Origin of the sequence: Streptomyces sp. NPDC001941 (assembly GCF_040296945.1) — a bacterium.
In the GTDB taxonomy this organism is placed as follows: domain Bacteria; phylum Actinomycetota; class Actinomycetes; order Streptomycetales; family Streptomycetaceae; genus Streptomyces.
Window position 1 is genome coordinate 45,196 of sequence record NZ_JBEOYE010000015.1, and the last position, 15,996, is coordinate 61,191.

Here is a 15,996-nt window from a genome sequence, read left to right on the forward strand (position 1 = left end):
CCCAGGCCTTGCCCAGGCCCTACCCGGACCGTCGTCGTGCCGAACACGCGCGCGAAGCCCCCTGCTCACGCGCTTGTTTTCTGCCTGCCCCGTAACAGCGGCGCAATTCCTGTCTACCGCGTCACGGAGGTGTTCGGGGCTCGGAGTCCCCGTTCCGTACCGGCGGGGTTACCCTTCCCGCAGAGCCGCGCGTCCGCGCGGACGCGCGCGGGCGTACCCGCCCGCAGCACCCCGCGCAGCCGTCACCCCGGCCACACCCCGTCACACCCCGCAGAGGAAGCCGCGCCGATGACCGACCCGTCGATGACCACCCCGGCCGTCCGGGCCGAGGAGGCGCTCACCAAGCTCCAGGACCTGCTCCTGGACACGGACCGGCTCCAGGTCTTCCTGGACGACCTGGTGCGGCTGACGGCCGACACGCTGCCCGTCGAGACCGTGCACTGCTCGATCACCCTGCGCTCGGACGGCCGCTACACCACGGCCGCCGCCAGCGACGCGCTCGTCCTCGCCTTCGACCAGCAGCAGTACGCGGTCGACGAGGGCCCCTGCCTGCAGACGCTGCGCACCGGGAGACCGCACCACATCGACGACATCCGGGCGGAGGACCGGTTCGGCTCGTTCACCGAGCGGGCCGCGGAGCACGGGGTGCGGAGCATGTTCGCGCTGCCGCTGGTCCCGCCGGGCAACGAGACCACCGGCGTGATGAACCTGTACGCGCGCAACGTGGCGGCCTTCACCCCGGCGGTCCGCGACCAGGCCGCCGTCTTCGCCGGGTACGCGGCGGGGGCGCTGGGCATCGCGCTCAAGATCGACGCCCAGGTGGAGTTCAGCGAGGACCTCCAGGCGGCGCTGGACTCGCGCAGCGTCATCGACCAGGCGCTCGGCATCATCATGGGCCAGCAGCGCTGCACCGCCGGGCGGGCCTTCGAGATCCTGACCCGCACCTCGCAGAACCGGAACGTGAAGCTGCGCGAGGTGGCGGCGGACATCATCACGAAGGTGAGCGGCGAACCGCCGTCGCCGAGCGCACCGCTGAGGCCGCGCACGGCTCGGTAGGCCCGGCGCTGGGCCTACGGTACTAGCGCCTCGCCCGCCGTCCGCGTCCACGCCCGCGCAGCAGGAACAGCGCGATCAGGAACACGGCGATGCCCACGAAGAGCAGCCACAGCAGGCCCTTGACCAGGACGCCGATGAAGCCCAGGACGACGGCGACCAGCAGCAGGAACCAGAAGAAGGCCATGGTGTTGTCCTCTCGTGCCGGGGTGGGGCCGGGGGCGTGACGGGTGGCGGCCCGCGGCCTCACGGGCCGGGCCGCCACCTGCCCGTACGAGCAGCCGCCCCACGGGACGTGTGTCGTACGGGCCGAGTCCTACGGACGTCGTCAGGTCGTCGCACGGACGCCGTCAGAAGTCGTCGCGGACGTCGTGGACGTCGTCAGGAATCGTCGCGCTTGTTGCGCAGGGAGTCCACGACTCCCTCGACGCGCTCCTTGGCCTTGTCCACGGCATCCTTCGCCTTGGCCTTGGCCTGGTCGGTCTGGCCCTCGGCCGCCATCCGGTCGTCGCCGGTGGCCTTGCCCGCCCACTCCTTGGCCTTGCCCTTGACCTTGTCCATCGCGCTGTCGCCACTCATGGGACAGGCTCCTTCCGTAGTCCGGGAACAACACCAGCGAACCTACCGACAAACGACAAAAGCGGCCATTTGGGGGCGCCGGGACGGGAAGCCCGTGCGCCCGCGCGCCACCGGACCACACCCGTGCCCAAAGCCACACCTCTTCGGATGTTGCGTCCTCCGTTCACGGGGCAGGCGTGGGGGGACCACTCACGCGAGGGAAGGAGGCACCCCATGGCAGAAGAGTCGTCTCTGAGGGCTGTCGGATGGGCGCGCTCCCTGCCCATCAGCAGCGGGGTCAAGGTGGCCCGCGACTGGACCAGGGACCACCTGGCCGGACTCGGCTGGGAGCGTACGGCGCCGGACCTGCTGGACTCGGTCGTGCTGGCCGTGTCGGAACTGGTCACCAACGCGCACGTGCACGCCCGCAGCAACGCCCAGCTCATCCTGACCTGGGACGAGGAGTGCCTGCACGTGACCGTGCACGACTCCTCGCCCGAGATGCCCGAGCAGAAGGACGCCGGGGAGTCGGCACTGGGCGGGCGCGGGCTGATGCTCGTGGACGCGGTCGCCGACGAGTGGATGATGTACCGCTGTCCGCGCGGCAAGGACGTCACGGCGTGCTTCCAGCCGCCGCTGCACGGCCGCCCGGGCGCGAGCAAGGTGCCGTAGGGCACCGCCGCGACGCGCCCCTATCATCGGGTCGGTCGGGCCGGTCCGAGTCGGCCAGCGTCGTTTCTTGCAGGTCGGAGCGCTCCCGCGGGTCGGAGCGGGTGGGAGGAAGCCGGGATGCTCTCGGTGCGGGTCGGATGGACGGGACAGGACCCGCGGCGTTCCTGCGTGCTGGCGGTGCACGGCGAGCTGGACCTCGACAGCGCCGTGCGGCTGCGGGACACCGCCTTCGGCGCGCTGGAGGCCGCGGGCGCGGATCCCGCGCTGGTCGTCGTCGACTGCACGGGGCTCGCCTTCTGCGACTCCTCCGGCATCAGCTGCCTGATCGCCGTCTACCAGCGGCTCGGCTCGCGCACCGGGGCGCTGCGCCTGGCGGCGGTTCCGGCGTCCGTGGCGCGGGTCTTCGACCTGACGGGCCTCGACCAGGTGATCCCGGTGCACGCCACGGTGCGCGAGGCGCTGGCCTTCGCCGCGAGCGCCCCCGGCGCGGACGGAGTGAGGTCCCCGGAAGGGGGCACTCCCTCCGCGTCGCCGGTGGCGAGTGGAAGGTAGGACGACCATGACGCAGGCCCCCGGGGAGCGACACGCTCCCGGCCTCACCCTGACCCCAGTGGCCCCGATGTCCCCGTCGGCCCCGGTGGTCGCCGCGCCGGGCGAGGGCGCGTCCACCGGCGCCGAGCACGACCTGAGGGCCCTGTTCGGGCGCTCCCCGGCCGTGTTCGCCTCACTGTCCGGGCCCGCCCACCTCGTCGAAGCGGCCAACCCCGCCTTCTTCGCCGCCATCGGGGGACCGGAGCGCGCCCGCACCGGGCTGCCCCTGGGAGACCTGGTGCCGGAACTGGCGCCGCAGGGCTTCCTGTCCTTCCTCGACCGGGTCTACCGCACCGGCGAGCCGCACGCGGGCCGCAACGCCCGGGTGGTGCTCGGCGAAGGGGCGGACGCCCGCGAGGCGTTCTTCGACTTCACCTACGAGCCGCGCCTGGACGAGGGCGGGAACGTGATCGGCGTACGGCTCATCGGCGTGGAGACCACCCAGCTCATCCAGGCCCAGCGGCTCACCGCGGAGCACCGGGTGCTGCTGGAGCAGATCGCGCGGCAGGCCCCGCTGGAGGGCGTACTGGACGGGATGGCCCGGGCCATCGAGGACCTGGCGCCCGACGAGGTCCTGGTCTCGGTCCTGCTCGCCGACGCCGACGGCCGCCACCTGCGGCACGGGGCGGCGCCCAGCCTGCCCGACTTCTACAACCGCGCCATCGACGGCATCGCCACCGGCGAGGGCGTCGGCTCCTGCGGGACGGCCGCGCACCGCCGGGCGCCCGTGATCGTCGCGGACATCGCCACGGACCCGTTCTGGGACGACTTCCGCGCGCTGGCCGAGCGGGCGCGGCTGGCCGCCTGCTGGTCGACGCCGATCCTGGCCCGGGACGGCTCGCTGCTCGGCACGTTCGCGATGTACCACCGCGTGCCCCGGGCGCCGCAGGCCGCGGACCTGGCGCTGGCCCGCGTGTTCGCCGAGACCGCCGCGCTCGCGGTGGAGCGCCACCAGGCGGAGCGGGCCCGCCGGGCCGCCGAGGCCAAGGAGGCCGCCGCCCGCGCCGACCTGGCGTTCCTGCTGGACGCGAGCACCGTCCTGACCGCCGACCTCGACCACGAGCAGACGCTGCGCCGCCTTGCCGCGCTGTGCACGCCCCGGCTCGCGCCGCTGTGCGCGGTCGACGTCGTGGAGGCGGGGCGGCTGCGCAGGATCGCGGTCAGCGCCCCTTCCGAGCGGGAGGACGCGCTGCTCGCCGCGCACATCCCGGTGTACGACGCCGACGACGACGCGGTCGCACGCGTCCTGGCCTCCGGGCTGAGCGAGGTCGCGCGCCGGACGCCCACCGGGCCCGGCCCCTGGCACGACCTGGGGGTCACCGGCTACCTGTGCGTCCCGCTGCGCGACCGGGGCCGCGTCTTCGGCACGCTCACCCTGCTGACGACGGACGCGGACTCCTTCGACGGCCACACCGTCGCCCTCGCGGAGGAACTGGCCCGGCGCGGCGCCTCGGCGGCGCTCAACGCCCACCAGCACACCCAGCGCGTCGCCCTGGCCCGCGACCTCCAGGCCGGGCTGCTGCTGTCCGAGGTGCCCCGGCCCCCGGGCGCCGAGATCGCGACGTACTACCACCCGGCGGGCGAGGGCCTCGAGGTCGGGGGCGACTTCTACGACGTGTTCCCGCTGCCGGCGGGCGGCTGGGCGTTCATGCTCGGCGACGTCTGCGGGCGGGGCGCCACGGCGGCCACGACGACCGCGCTGGTGCGGCACACCGCACGCGCCGTGGCGCCGCTGCTCCCTGGACCCGAGGCCGTCGTGCAGGCGGTCAACAAGGCGCTGTCCGACCGGCCGCAGAGCCACGGCACCGGCTTCGTCACCCTGGTCTACGGCCACTTCACCCAGGGGGCCGACGACGGCCTCGACCTCGACCTGGTCCGGGCGGGACACACGCTGCCGCTGCACCTGACCGAGGACGCTGCACCCCGTCCGGTCATCGGCGAGGGCCCGCTGCTCGGCGTGACCCCGCGGCCGGTCCTGGAGACGGTCCGGCTGCACCTGCGGCGGGACGAGAGCCTGGTCCTCTACACCGACGGGATCACCGAGGCGCGTGCGCCCGGAGGTGAACAGTTCGGCGAGGAACGGCTGCTGGAGGTCCTGGACGCCTCGCGCCCGGCCGATCCCGAGAGCGTGATCGCCGCCGTGACGCGTGCGGTGCGGGCCTTCACCGGCGGATCCGAGGGGGACGACGACCAGGCGGTCCTGGTCCTGACGGCCACGGCGACTCCGGCGGCTCCGGCGGGGACAAGGACGGGGATCTGAACGGGGCCGGGCCCTGGACCCGGCCCCGGGCCCCGCTGGTCCATTTGGCCCCTTAAAGGGATGAACGGGGCCGATCCGGTTACCAGGGGAGAATGAACCTCTCCCTCGGGTCCCTCGGATCCCACGGACAGCTCGAACTGGCCTCGAGCTCCAGCACCTCGCTCTGGCTCATCGTCATCGGCGTGGTCGTTGTCGTGGCCCTCCTGGCCGCCTTCGTGTACGGCAGCCGTCGCACCCGGCAGCGCGCGGCGCGCGACGTCCGCGCCGACCCCGCGGCGGGCTCGGCCCCCGACCAGCGGGGAAAGTCCTGGCAGACGATCGACGACGACCCGGACCAGGGCAACCCGCACCGGTAGCACCCGGTGCGGAAGTGACGTCCGGTACGCGTACCGGGGTGCGGGTTGGTGGAGCGGCGCGGGCGGATGCGAGGATGCCGCCATGCATGCGTTGCCCAACCCGAAGGTGCACGTCACCCGCCGCGATCAGGTGCTGCTCGTCACCGTGCGCGGGGAGACGGACCAGGACGACAGCGAAGAGTTCGAGGCGGCCTGGGAGGCCGCCGACCGGGCCGGGCTGCCGACCACCGCCGTCGACCTCTCGCGGGTCTCCTTCGCCGACAGCATGCTCCTCAACGCGCTCCTCGGCGCCCTGCGCCGCCACGAGGCCGCGGGCCGCGAGCTGATCCTCCTGGGCCCGCTGCCGCCGACCGTGAGCCGCCTGCTGTCGCTGAGCGGCACGCTGGAGCACTTCACGGTGGCCGACACCGGCCCCTCGCCCACCAGCTGACCGCGACGCCTCGTCCGCGTCGCGCCGGCGGGTGTGCGCGAGCGGCGAACGAGAAGGACCACATGACCACACGGCAGGGAACGAGCCACGGGACACGCCCCGTGGCCGCCGCCCCCATGACCGGCGCCGCCCACCGGCCGCTGCTGGGCACCCCCTTGCGGCACAGCACCGTCTGGGCCGCCGACAAGCCCCTGATAGCCGAGGCGCGCGACGCCGTGCGGGCCCTGCTCGCGCGGGCCGGGTACGGCTCCGAGGGGCGCACGAGCCAGGACGCGCAGCTCGTCGTCAGCGAACTCGTCACCAACGCCCTTCGCCACGCCCCCGGCCCGGGCGGCCTTGACCTGGAGCTGGTCCGCCCCTCCGGGGAACTGCCGGAGGCCGGACGCGGATTCGGCGTCCTGCGGATCACCGTACGCGACGGCTCCGCCCACCCGCCCACGCCCCGGGCCCACGACCCCCTCCGCATCGGCGGCCACGGCGTGAACCTGGTGGTGCGCCTGTGCGGGGAGTTGCGGGTGGTGCCCCTGGGCACGGGGAAGCAGGTGACGGCCGAGCTGGCGCTGGGTCCGGCAGGTTCGCCCGCCGGCGGGTGAGCAAGACGCTGGGTCCGGCGGGTTCGCTCGCCGACGGGTGAACAAGACTCCTGGGTCCGGCCGCCCCGCTCACCGACGGGTGAGCGAGGCACTCCGCACGCTCACTGGACGACGAGCAGTCCCTCGCGCAGGTGCGACAGGGTGCGCGAGAGCAGCCGCGAGACCTGCATCTGGGAGACGCCGAGGCGCTCGCCGATCTGGGCCTGGGTGAGTTCTTCCACGAACCGCAGGTGGATGATGTACCGGTCGCGCTCGCCGAGTTCGGCGATCATCGGGGCGAGCGACTGGAAGTCCTCGACGAGCCCGAGGGCCTGGTCCTCGATGCCGATGAAGTCCTGCAGGGCGGTCTCCCCGTCCTCGCCGGCGCTCATCGTGGCGTCCAGGGAGTGGGAGTTGTACCCGTTGGAGGCGACCTGGGCCTCGCGGACCTCGTCCTCGGCCAGGCACATCAGCTCGGAGAGCTCCTTGACCGACGGGGTGCGGCCCAGGCGGGTGCGCAACTCCTCGGTGGCCCTGGCCAGTTCGACGCGGGCCTCCTGGAGGCGGCGCGGCACGTGCACGGCCCAGGTGGTGTCGCGGAAGAACCGCTTGATCTCGCCGACGATGCACGGGATGGCGAAGGTGGTGAACTCGACCTCGCGGGTCAGCTCGAACCGGTCGATCGCCTTGATCAGGCCGATCATGCCGACCTGGACGATGTCCTCCATCTCCTCGGGGCCACGGCTCCGGAAGCGTCCGGCCGCGTACCGCACGAGGGACATGTTCATCTCGATCAGCGTGTTCCGCACGTAGCTGTACTCGGGCGTGCCCTCCTCCAGCGCGGACAGCCGGGCGAAGAACTGCCGGGACAGCGTGCGGGCGTCACTCGTCGGCATCCGGGACGGATCGGCGATCTCGGGCAGCGCCCCGGACCGGGTGCCGCGGCCGGTGGCCGCGATGGTGAGCGTCATGTCGTGTCCCCTCCCACGCGTCCAGGGTTCGAACGTCGTGTCGCCGGCCACGGAAGCAGCCAGCATCGGGGCGCGCCTACCCAGGCGCAGGCCTTCCATGCCGGACTCCACCCGAAAGGACGTAAGGCCCCCCATGCACCGCCGCTTCCACGGCGCACGCGCCGAGCGCGGAACCGGCGCGCGCACGGATCCTGAGGCGGCTTCAGGGGCCGTACGTGGTGGGGCCGGACCCCGTATCCGCTCGGGATCCGGCCCCACCGCGCCTCCGCACGCGCGGGCCACCGCGACCGCCGTCAGGCGGCGTCGAGGGCGGAGGTGATCTTGTCGGTCATGTCGGCGAGTACGGGGCCGGAGGCGCCCTTGCCCGCCTGCGCGCCGGTCTCCAGGGCGCGGACCACCGTGGCCCGGAAGTCGGCGGCGTCCGCCGCGTCCTGAGCCTTCAGCAGCCGCATCGACTCCGTCAGCGCGGGCAGCACCTGGTCCGCCATCGCCGCCACCGTCTTCCCCTCGAACCTGATGCTCCCCGACTTCTCGGCCAGTACGTGGCCCACCGGGCCGGTCGCGGAGGCGAGGGCGATGCTGCCCTTCGCCGCGATCCGGTGCGCCGCGCCCGTCGCGGCCAGCAGCGCCACGGCGCCGTAGGCGGCGGTGCGGAGGGTGGCCTTGTCCTGGGCGGTGAGGTTGATCGCCATGGTCGTGAACTCCCGTGTCCCGCAGGCCGGCCCGCCCCTCGTGGGCGGTCCGTGCGCTGTCGATGGCCCTACTTTCACGGCACCGCCTGTCGCCCGCCTGTCACCGGCCTGACACGGCCGCCGTCACCGCCGCACCCCCTCCGAACAGGGCCCGCGTAGGCTCCCGCACCATGACGACACCTCACTCCGACGCCGGGATCCGGCCCTTCCGCCTCTCCGTCCCCGAGAGTGAGCTGGAGGACCTGCGCCACCGCCTGGACCGGACCCGCTGGCCGGACCAGTTGCCGGGGGTCGGCTGGGAGTACGGCGTGCCGCTCGGGTACCTGCGCGACCTCGCGCACCACTGGCGGCACGCGTACGACTGGCGCGCGGCCGAGGCCCGGCTGAACGAGTGGCCGCAGTTCACCACCACGATCGACGGCGCGAACGTCCACTTCGCGCACGTCCGCTCGCCCGAGCCGGACGCCACGCCGCTGATCGTGACGCACGGCTGGCCCGGCTCCGTCGTGGAGTTCGAGAAGGTCGTGGGGCCGCTCACCGATCCCCGGGGGCACGGCGGCGACCCCGGGGACGCCTTCCACCTGGTCCTGCCGAGCATTCCGGGCTTCGGTCTCTCCGGGCCCACCCCGGAGCCGGGGTGGGACCACGTGCGCGTGGCGGGCGCGTTCGGTGAGCTGATGGAGCGGCTGGGGTACGCGCGCTACGGAGCGCAGGGCGGCGACTGGGGCTCCGCGATCTCCCGCGAGCTGGGCCGGCTGCGGCCCGGGAACGTCATCGGCGTCCACCTGAACATGATCCCCGGCGCGGGGGCGTCGTCCGAGCCGACCGAGGACGAACTCGCCGCGCTGGCACCGGCCGAGCGTGCGCGCACCCTCGCCTCCTGGGAGCGGATGCGGGCGTGGACGCGGGACGAGCAGGGGTACGCGGACATCCAGTCGACCCGCCCGCAGACCCTCGCGTACGGCCTCACCGACTCACCCGTGGGCCAACTCGCCTGGATCGTGGAGAAGTTCAGGCAGTGGACGGACTCCGTGGACGTGCCGGAGGAGGCGGTCGACCGCGACCACCTCCTCACCAACGTGATGCTGTACTGGCTGACCGGCACCGCCGGTTCCTCCGCGCGCCTGTACTACGAGCGCGCCCACGGCCCGTACGGCGGCAGGCCGCCGGAGCCGTCGCCGGTGCCGACCGCGTTCGCGGCCTTCCCCGCGGAGAACTTCATCGTCCTGCGCCACCTCGCCGAGCGCGCGAACAACATCGTGCGCTGGACGGAGTTCGAGCGCGGCGGCCACTTCGCGGCGATGGAGGCGCCGGAGGCCCTGGTGGGCGACGTCCGGGCGTTCTTCGCCGACCTGCGCCGGTCCGCGGCCTGACGTCCGGCACGGGGTTACGGGTACGGGGTTACCGCCATGGGGTTACCGGTACGGGGAAGGGGCGGTCGGGACCCCCGTACCGGGCCACCCCTTCCCCGTACCACCCGACGCCCCTACACGGCGGCGAACTTCGCCTGTGCGGCCGTCGGGTAGTCCGTGTAGCCGTCCGCTCCCCCGCCGTACACGCGCCGGTTCGGCGGCGGGGCCAGGGGCTCGCCGGAGGCCAGCCGGGCGGGCAGGTCCGGGTTGGACATGAAGAGGCGGCCGAACGCGACCACATCCGCGTGCCCCTCCGCCACCAGCCGGGCCTGGGCCACCGGGTCGCTGGCCGCCGGGCCGTTGTGGTTGGCGATCAGCGTGCCGGACCAGCGGGTACGCAGGTCGGCGACGGCGCCGTACCGGCCGCGCTCCAGAACGTGCAGGTACGCCAGGCCCAACGGCTCGACGCGGTCGACGAGTTCGCGGTACGTCGTACGGGCATCGGCCTCCGCGATCTCGTTCTCGTCGTTGTCCGGCGAGACGCGCAGCCCGACGCGCTCCGGCCCGACCGCCTCGGCGACCGCGTGGACCACGTCCAGCGGGAAGCGCAGGCGGCCTTCGAGGGAGCCGCCGTACCGGTCGGTGCGGCGGTTGGTGTTCTCGGCGATGAACTGCTGGATGAGGTAGCCGTTCGCGCCGTGGATCTCCACACCGTCGAACCCGGCCGCCATCGCCCGTACGGCCGCCGCCGCGAAGTCCTTGACCGTGGACTCGATCTCACCGGCCGTCAGCTCGCGCGGGGTGACGTGCGCGAGGCTGCCCTCCGCGGTGTGGATCCTGGCGCCCTCGATCCGTACAGGGGATGGCGCGACCGGGGTCACGGCGCCCGGCAGGGTGAGCGGGTGCGTCATCCGGCCCACGTGCCACAGCTGGGCGAAGATCCGCCCTCCCTCGGCGTGCACGGCCTGGGTGACCTCGCGCCAGCCGCGCACCTGCTCGGGCGTGACGAGCCCGGGGATGCCGGGGCCGCCCTTGGCGAGCGCGTTGACGTACACGCCCTCGGTGATGAGCAGGCCCGCGCCGGAGCGCTGGCGGTAGTAGGTCGCGGCGTGCGGCGAGGGCACCCCGGTGTCGTCGTCCGCGCGGGCCCGCGTCATCGGCGCCATGGCCACGCGGTTCGGCAGGTCGAGCGCCTCGGTGTGGTGCGGTGCGAGCAGGGCTTCGTACATGGCGGATCCCCCGGTGGTCCGTGGCGGTACGGAGAAGCGCACGTGCAGCGGCACGGGCGTGATCGGCGCTGCCGGCCCGGCCGTCACCCGTCGGTCCGGGGGCGGTCGAGCGCGATCACCTCGACCTCGATCTGCCAGTCGGGCTGAGCCAGCGAGACGACCTCGATGAGGGTGTCCGCCGGGTAGGGCTCGGAGAGGAACTCCTCGCGGAGGTGATCACGTGCGGGAGGTTCTCCGCCATCCCGCGCACGAAGATGCCGACCTTCACGACGTCGGTGAAGGCCAGGCCGGCGGCGTCCAGGACACGGCCGACGTTGCGGAAGGCCTGGCGGCCCTGGGCCAGGAAGCCCCCCTCGACGGTGGCGCCGTCCTCCTCGAACCCGGCCTGACCGGAGACGTACACGAAACCGCCCGCCCTGACGGCCTGCGAGATGCGGTACGGCTCATACCAGTCGGGGTCGGTGGCCACCTTCCGTATGCCTGGGGTGGTGGTCCCCGTGGTGGTGCTGGACATGGCTCTCCCCTCGTCACGGCACGGCGGACCGCCGCGGCCGGAGCCGTTACGAAACGTTCCGTAACGCTGTGCACGCTAGGGGGCACCGGGGCCCTTGTCAAAACTGAACGTAACGTAACGCTGGGCTAGGCTGAAATCATGTCTCCCGAACCCAACAGCGAGCGCCGCAGCGAGCGCGCCCGCCTCGCGATCCTGGACGCGGTCTTCGACCTGTGCGTCAGCAAGGGGTACGCGAAGGTCACCATCGAGGCGATCGCCTCGCAGGCCGGCGTCGGCAAGCCCACCATCTACCGGTGGTGGCGCTCCAAGGGCGCGCTGGCGCTCGACGTGCTGAACGAGCGGATCGGGTCCAACACCGACTTCCCCGACACCGGTGACATCGTCGCCGACCTCACCACCCAGATGACGCGCGTGACCGCGCTGCTCACCAGCGACACCGGCCGGGTCTACCGGGGCGTCATCGGGGAGGCCCAGAACGACCCGGAACTGATGCGCGCCATGCGCGAGACGGTGGTGAACCCGCGCATCCACGGCTGCCGACGAAGGCTCGAAATCGCCGTCAAGGCGGGCCAGTTGCGTGCGGACGTGCCGACCTCGTCGATGGTCGACCTGTTCTACGGACCGGTGTACTACCGCTTCCTGCTGGGCTTCGACGTCCCGGACATCCGCGCGTGTACGGACCTGGTGGAGGAGGTCGTGGCCGGGTTGCGACCGTAGGGCGTGGCCCGTGGCCGTAGCCCGTGACTCGCGACCCGCGACCCGCGACCCGCGACCCGTGGCTCGTGGCTCGTGGCTCGTGGCTCGTGGAGGATGCTCTGCCTGCCCCGCCGGAAGTTAGCCTGTGCCCATGAGGGAGAGCACGGCCACGGCAGGTGTGGGCAGCGAACCGGACGCGCGCACAGCAGAGCGCGCACGGGTGTGGAGCGAGCGGCTGAAGGAGCGCATCTACGCCTCGCTCACGCTGCTCGCCGTACTCGTGGGCCTCGTGCAGGGCGGCAACGCTTCGCACCGCGGTGCCGCGATCACGGTCGCGGCGACCGCGCTGGGGCTGTGGCTGGCGACGCTGGTGGCCGACCTCCAGGCCCATCCCGTCGCCCACGGCAGCCGCCCGCGCGCCGCCGACGTACGGCACACGCTCTTCACCAGCAGCCCCCTGCTCACGGTCGCGGCGACCCCTCTCCTGCTGATCGCCCTGTCGGCGGTGGGTGCCCTGGAACTCGGCACCGCCCTGTGGATCGCGGTCGGCAGCGAGGTCGCCGCGCTCGCCGCCTGGGGCTTCCTCGGTGGGCGGCGCGTGGGATCGGGGCCGGTGAGGGCCCTGGTCACGGCGGCGCTGAGTGCGGTGATCGGCGTCGGGGTCGTGATGGTGAAGCTGCTGGCCGGGCACTGAGGGGCCGTTGAACGACCACGGGTCGGCCACTGAACGAGCACGGGTCGGCCACTGACCGGTCGGCGATCGGGAACCAGGGCCGGAACCGGACACCAGTTCCCTCTCCGCCGCCGCGTGCCCACTCGATGCCCCTATCGTGCCGTCAACCAGCGGCCGGGGAGTTCCGGAAGCGGGCGGCCCTGTTCCCTTCGGACGGCCTGTGCGACGATGGTGGAACCGCTAGAGCGATCGCAGCCCTGTCAGGCCAGTGCAGGCAGACGGTCCACGGGCGCCGGGCATCGCCCCCTTCACGGGCAGCCGGTCCCGCCATCGCTGTCGGGCCACCCATTACGCGGTCCGCCTCTTTGGGCTCATGACCCCCTCGGGAGGGGGCGCCCACCATGTTCATCACGTCCAAGGTCGACGGCACCACTGCCGTCCTCACCGCGCGCGGAGAAATCGACTTCGACGCGCTGCCCGAACTCGTCAACGCGTCCGCCGCACTGCCGCCCTCGGTCACCGAAGTGACCTGGGAACTGCGCGAAGCGCCGTTCATGGACATCGCGGGACTGCACCTGCTGATACACCAGCGCCTGGCCTGCGAGCAGGCAGGCCGGAAGCTGACCGTCACCGGACTGCACCGCCAGCCGCTCCACCTGCTGGAGATGGCACAAAACCTCTTCCCCGACGGCCGCTGGAACGAGTTCCTGCCGGACTCGGCTGCCGCGTCGGAGGCAGCAGCCTGATGTTTCGTGCCGGGCCACATCCCTCAGATGTGGCGGGTAGCCACCGGGCCCGGTCCCAACCCCCCTGCGCCGGGGAATCCCGAATGACGAGACGGACTCCCCCGGCCTAACGTTCCGGCCATGGCAGCTCCGTACGAAACCCCTGATGGCAGCGCACGCGTGACCGCTCGCTGCCAGGACGACTCATCGGTCGTCGTGACCTTCCACGACCGCTCCGCCATGGCACCGGACTCCGTCCACTACGCGGTGGAGCTGCACGCCCCGGGGCTGACCGCGCGCGTGGACGGGGTCATCGCGTGGCTGTGGGGGCGTGATCTGGTCGCGTTCCTGGACGAACTCGCCGCCGACTACCAGGGGTAGAACGGTACGCGTACGTGGTGCACCAACGACCGCGACCTCTCCGTCTCGGCGGTCTTCCGGTCGGGCGGCTACGCGGGGCTCACGTGAACCGCGCGTCCGTGGCGGAAGGCCGCCGGCGGCTGGAGTGCTTCGGTGACCACCTGGCTGGAGGCGGGCGAGCAGTTGGCCTGCCTGGCCGCTGACGTGCGGCACTTCCTCGGTCAGGACTGCTGAGCCTTGGGCTGGGCCTTGGGCTGAGCCTTGGTCGGCTCGGTGAAGGCCTCGGCCGGCTGCCTGGCGCTTGGGGTGTGTGGCCGTGCGGGAGGGCAGTGGCGGACGTCCAATCCGCCACTGCCCTCCCGCGCAGGTTCGTCATGCGGTTCCGTGCGCGTACGGTTCCGTGCGCGTGCCGACGGGGTTCGTTACTCCTTCTCCGCTTCTTCCTTTGCGGTGGCGTCGCCCGTTGCGGGGATGGTGAGTTCGATGGTCTTGGGGGTGGTGAGCATGCCGGTGCCGGGGGTGCCGTTGGACTGGTAGGTCTTGATCTCGTTGGTGGTGGTGTCGACGGCGAGGACGTCGGCTGTGCCGTCGCCGTTGTGGTCGCCGAGGGTGAGGTGCTGGTGGGTGCCGAACGGCATGATGGTGACGGGTGCCTTGAAGGGGTTCTTGGTCACGTCGCCGGTGGAGATCCAGACCTTGAGGGTGCCGTTGGGGTCCAGGGCCATGATGTCGCTGGTGCCGTCGCCGTCCGCGTCACCTGCGGTGGCCTGGGTGAAGTTCCCCCAGTTGGTCAGGTACTGCGGGGGTGCGAAGGGGTTGCCGGTGTCGCCCTTGAGGCCGCGCCAGAGGTAGGCCTTATTCTCGTTGGTGTTCACCGCGGCGATGTCGGCGATGCCGTCGTTGTCGAAGTCGCCGCCGCTGACCTGCTGCAGGTGGGCAGGCCAGTTGGTCAGGGCCTTGGTGTCCTTGGTGAAGGTGCCGTCGCCGTTGCCGCGCCACAGCCAGGCCTTTGAGCCGTCGGTGGCGACGATGTCGGCCTTGCCGTCGCCGTTGAAGTCGCCCGCGGCGGTGTGGGAGTAGTCCCAGGTGTCGTACAGGACGGTGCCCTTGTCGAAGGTGCCGTCGCCCTTGCCCTTGAACTGGTACAGCTTGCCGTCGGCGTCGTTACGTGCGACCAGGTCGGCCTTGTCGTCCCCGTCGAAGTCCGCGGTCACCGACTCCGCCAGGTCCTCGGCCTTGAGGGTTCCGGGCGGGTCCTCTTCGCCACCCTCGACAACAGTGCTGCGCTCCAGGGTCTCGGAGCGCAGGGTCTCGCCCTTGAGCTCGAGCGTGGCGGTGACTCGGATGTCGAGTGGTCCCGGCTCCTGGCCTTCGCGGGTCACCGACCAGACACGACCACTGCGGACCTCGTGGGTGCGCAGGTCCTCGCCGTTGAATGTCGCCTCGACGGTCATGCCCTCGTTGGCGACACCCTTGTAGGTGTGGTCGGCCGGGATGGTGGCGTCTTCCTTGGGGTCGTTGAGGTAGGGCGTCTGCAGCGTGATGTCCTTCGTGGGGAACGGCTGCAGTTCTGTCTTGGTGGTCCCGATGTCCTGGCCGAAGAGCAGGTCGTCGTCCCCGCTGAGATCGACCCACCCCACCACCTTGGAGAAGGTGCCGTTGCTCGGGATGGTGAACACGCTCTTGCGGTCGGGCCCGGAGACCACCTTCGCGCCTGGTTCGCCGGTGCCGGACATCCACAGGTTCGTACGACCGCTGGGCTGCATGGTCAGGATGGTGACCTGGCTGAACTCCAGCGGCGCGACCTCCTCGCTCTCCTGCTGGGCCTCGGGCGCCGCGGGAGCCTCGCTGGCTGCGGGCAGCGGGGTGTCCGGTCCGGGCTGCTGCTGCGGGGCGGTGGCAGTGCCGTCCGGTCGGGGTTCGTCCCCTGCGGCGAGGGCGGGGGTGACGGCCACGGCGGTGAGCGAGAGGGCAGCAAGCGGGGCGACGAGCGCGCCACGCAGCGCACGAGTCCTCAGGAACGGGTGGGAAAGGGGCACAGCTTCTCTCCGGCTTTCGTACGACGGCCCCGTACCAGCAGACATGGCCCGTACGGGAAGGGTGTCCCACCACCCTCAAGGCCACCGGCAGCACAGGGCAGAGCCGAAGGAGGGCAAGCACAGGTCCGAAGGAGGACACCGCCCGAACCTGCGCGGGCGTGGGAGGGGTCCTAGCAAACCGAAGAGGCGACCCCCCACCCCCCCCAGGTGCCCGAGGCCGGGGGCGGTGAGCCCCCGCCGCGGGGGGCCCCCC

18 protein-coding genes and 1 pseudogene are annotated in these 15,996 nt (G+C 72.3%); 12 read left to right on the top strand and 7 right to left on the bottom strand.

Annotated elements, in window-relative coordinates; genetic code table 11:
* Window positions 1–288: 288 nt before the first annotated feature.
* Window positions 289–1,056, top strand: coding sequence for an ANTAR domain-containing protein (locus tag ABT160_RS13735; RefSeq protein WP_351647122.1), 768 nt, complete (start codon window positions 289–291; stop codon window positions 1,054–1,056).
* Window positions 1,057–1,078: 22 nt separating this feature from the next.
* Here the strand turns inward: ABT160_RS13735 and ABT160_RS13740 are convergent, their stop codons facing one another.
* Both ABT160_RS13740 and ABT160_RS13745 read right to left on the bottom strand, forming a co-directional pair.
* Entirely contained in the window at window positions 1,079–1,240 is a 162-nt protein-coding gene (locus tag ABT160_RS13740; protein ID WP_351647124.1) for a hypothetical protein, read from the bottom strand.
* A gap of 194 nt (window positions 1,241–1,434) precedes the next feature.
* Window positions 1,435–1,632: a CsbD family protein gene (locus tag ABT160_RS13745; protein ID WP_351647126.1), complete on the bottom strand. Its 198-nt coding sequence runs from the start codon at window positions 1,630–1,632 to the stop codon at window positions 1,435–1,437.
* A 213-nt stretch (window positions 1,633–1,845) separates the two neighbouring features.
* Between ABT160_RS13745 and ABT160_RS13750 the strand changes: the two genes are divergently transcribed.
* From ABT160_RS13750 to ABT160_RS13775, 6 genes are all read left to right on the top strand, one after another.
* The gene (locus tag ABT160_RS13750; protein WP_351647128.1) at window positions 1,846–2,283 is read left to right on the top strand and encodes an ATP-binding protein; all 438 of its coding nucleotides are present in this window, start codon (window positions 1,846–1,848) and stop codon (window positions 2,281–2,283) included.
* A 117-nt stretch (window positions 2,284–2,400) separates the two neighbouring features.
* Entirely contained in the window at window positions 2,401–2,835 is a 435-nt protein-coding gene (locus ABT160_RS13755; RefSeq protein ID WP_351647130.1) for an STAS domain-containing protein, read from the top strand.
* A gap of 7 nt (window positions 2,836–2,842) precedes the next feature.
* Window positions 2,843–5,134 carry a SpoIIE family protein phosphatase gene (locus ABT160_RS13760; protein WP_351647131.1) on the top strand — a complete coding sequence of 764 codons (2,292 nt, stop codon included), beginning with the start codon at window positions 2,843–2,845 and terminating at the stop codon, window positions 5,132–5,134.
* A 92-nt stretch (window positions 5,135–5,226) separates the two neighbouring features.
* Complete coding sequence (locus ABT160_RS13765; protein WP_351647133.1) at window positions 5,227–5,490, top strand: DUF6479 family protein; 264 nt, start codon at window positions 5,227–5,229, stop codon at window positions 5,488–5,490.
* A gap of 82 nt (window positions 5,491–5,572) precedes the next feature.
* Window positions 5,573–5,920, top strand: a complete 348-nt coding sequence (locus ABT160_RS13770; RefSeq protein WP_351647135.1) for an STAS domain-containing protein — start codon at window positions 5,573–5,575, stop codon at window positions 5,918–5,920.
* Between the two features lie 62 nt (window positions 5,921–5,982).
* A complete protein-coding gene (locus ABT160_RS13775) occupies window positions 5,983–6,513 on the top strand; it encodes an ATP-binding protein (RefSeq protein WP_351647137.1) in 531 nt (176 codons plus the stop codon).
* Between the two features lie 101 nt (window positions 6,514–6,614).
* Here ABT160_RS13775 and ABT160_RS13780 read toward each other — a convergent pair whose 3' ends face one another.
* Both ABT160_RS13780 and ABT160_RS13785 read right to left on the bottom strand, forming a co-directional pair.
* Window positions 6,615–7,463, bottom strand: a complete 849-nt coding sequence (locus ABT160_RS13780) for an RNA polymerase sigma factor SigF (RefSeq protein WP_351647138.1) — start codon at window positions 7,461–7,463, stop codon at window positions 6,615–6,617.
* A 293-nt stretch (window positions 7,464–7,756) separates the two neighbouring features.
* Window positions 7,757–8,155: a hypothetical protein gene (locus tag ABT160_RS13785; protein WP_351647140.1), complete on the bottom strand. Its 399-nt coding sequence runs from the start codon at window positions 8,153–8,155 to the stop codon at window positions 7,757–7,759.
* Between the two features lie 170 nt (window positions 8,156–8,325).
* Between ABT160_RS13785 and ABT160_RS13790 the strand changes: the two genes are divergently transcribed.
* Entirely contained in the window at window positions 8,326–9,528 is a 1,203-nt protein-coding gene (locus ABT160_RS13790) for an epoxide hydrolase family protein (RefSeq protein ID WP_351647142.1), read from the top strand.
* Window positions 9,529–9,641: 113 nt separating this feature from the next.
* Here the strand turns inward: ABT160_RS13790 and ABT160_RS13795 are convergent, their stop codons facing one another.
* Both ABT160_RS13795 and ABT160_RS13800 read right to left on the bottom strand, forming a co-directional pair.
* Window positions 9,642–10,736: an alkene reductase gene (locus ABT160_RS13795; RefSeq protein WP_351647144.1), complete on the bottom strand. Its 1,095-nt coding sequence runs from the start codon at window positions 10,734–10,736 to the stop codon at window positions 9,642–9,644.
* Window positions 10,737–10,851: 115 nt separating this feature from the next.
* Window positions 10,852–11,250 carry a RidA family protein gene (locus tag ABT160_RS13800; protein WP_351647146.1) on the bottom strand — a complete coding sequence of 133 codons (399 nt, stop codon included), beginning with the start codon at window positions 11,248–11,250 and terminating at the stop codon, window positions 10,852–10,854.
* A 138-nt stretch (window positions 11,251–11,388) separates the two neighbouring features.
* On the opposite strand from ABT160_RS13800, the gene ABT160_RS13805 reads away from it, so the two are divergent.
* From ABT160_RS13805 to ABT160_RS13820, 4 genes and pseudogenes are all read left to right on the top strand, one after another.
* Complete coding sequence (locus tag ABT160_RS13805) at window positions 11,389–11,967, top strand: TetR/AcrR family transcriptional regulator (RefSeq protein ID WP_351647147.1); 579 nt, start codon at window positions 11,389–11,391, stop codon at window positions 11,965–11,967.
* Between the two features lie 130 nt (window positions 11,968–12,097).
* A complete protein-coding gene (locus tag ABT160_RS13810) occupies window positions 12,098–12,640 on the top strand; it encodes a hypothetical protein (RefSeq protein WP_351647149.1) in 543 nt (180 codons plus the stop codon).
* Window positions 12,641–13,020: 380 nt separating this feature from the next.
* On the top strand, window positions 13,021–13,365 hold the full coding sequence (locus tag ABT160_RS13815; RefSeq protein WP_351647151.1) for an STAS domain-containing protein: 345 nt from the start codon (window positions 13,021–13,023) through the stop codon (window positions 13,363–13,365).
* A 120-nt stretch (window positions 13,366–13,485) separates the two neighbouring features.
* Window positions 13,486–13,938: pseudogene (locus ABT160_RS13820) on the top strand (DUF6228 family protein).
* Window positions 13,939–14,126: 188 nt separating this feature from the next.
* Here ABT160_RS13820 and ABT160_RS13825 read toward each other — a convergent pair.
* Entirely contained in the window at window positions 14,127–15,743 is a 1,617-nt protein-coding gene (locus tag ABT160_RS13825) for an FG-GAP repeat domain-containing protein (protein ID WP_351647153.1), read from the bottom strand.
* Window positions 15,744–15,996: the final 253 nt, after the last annotated feature.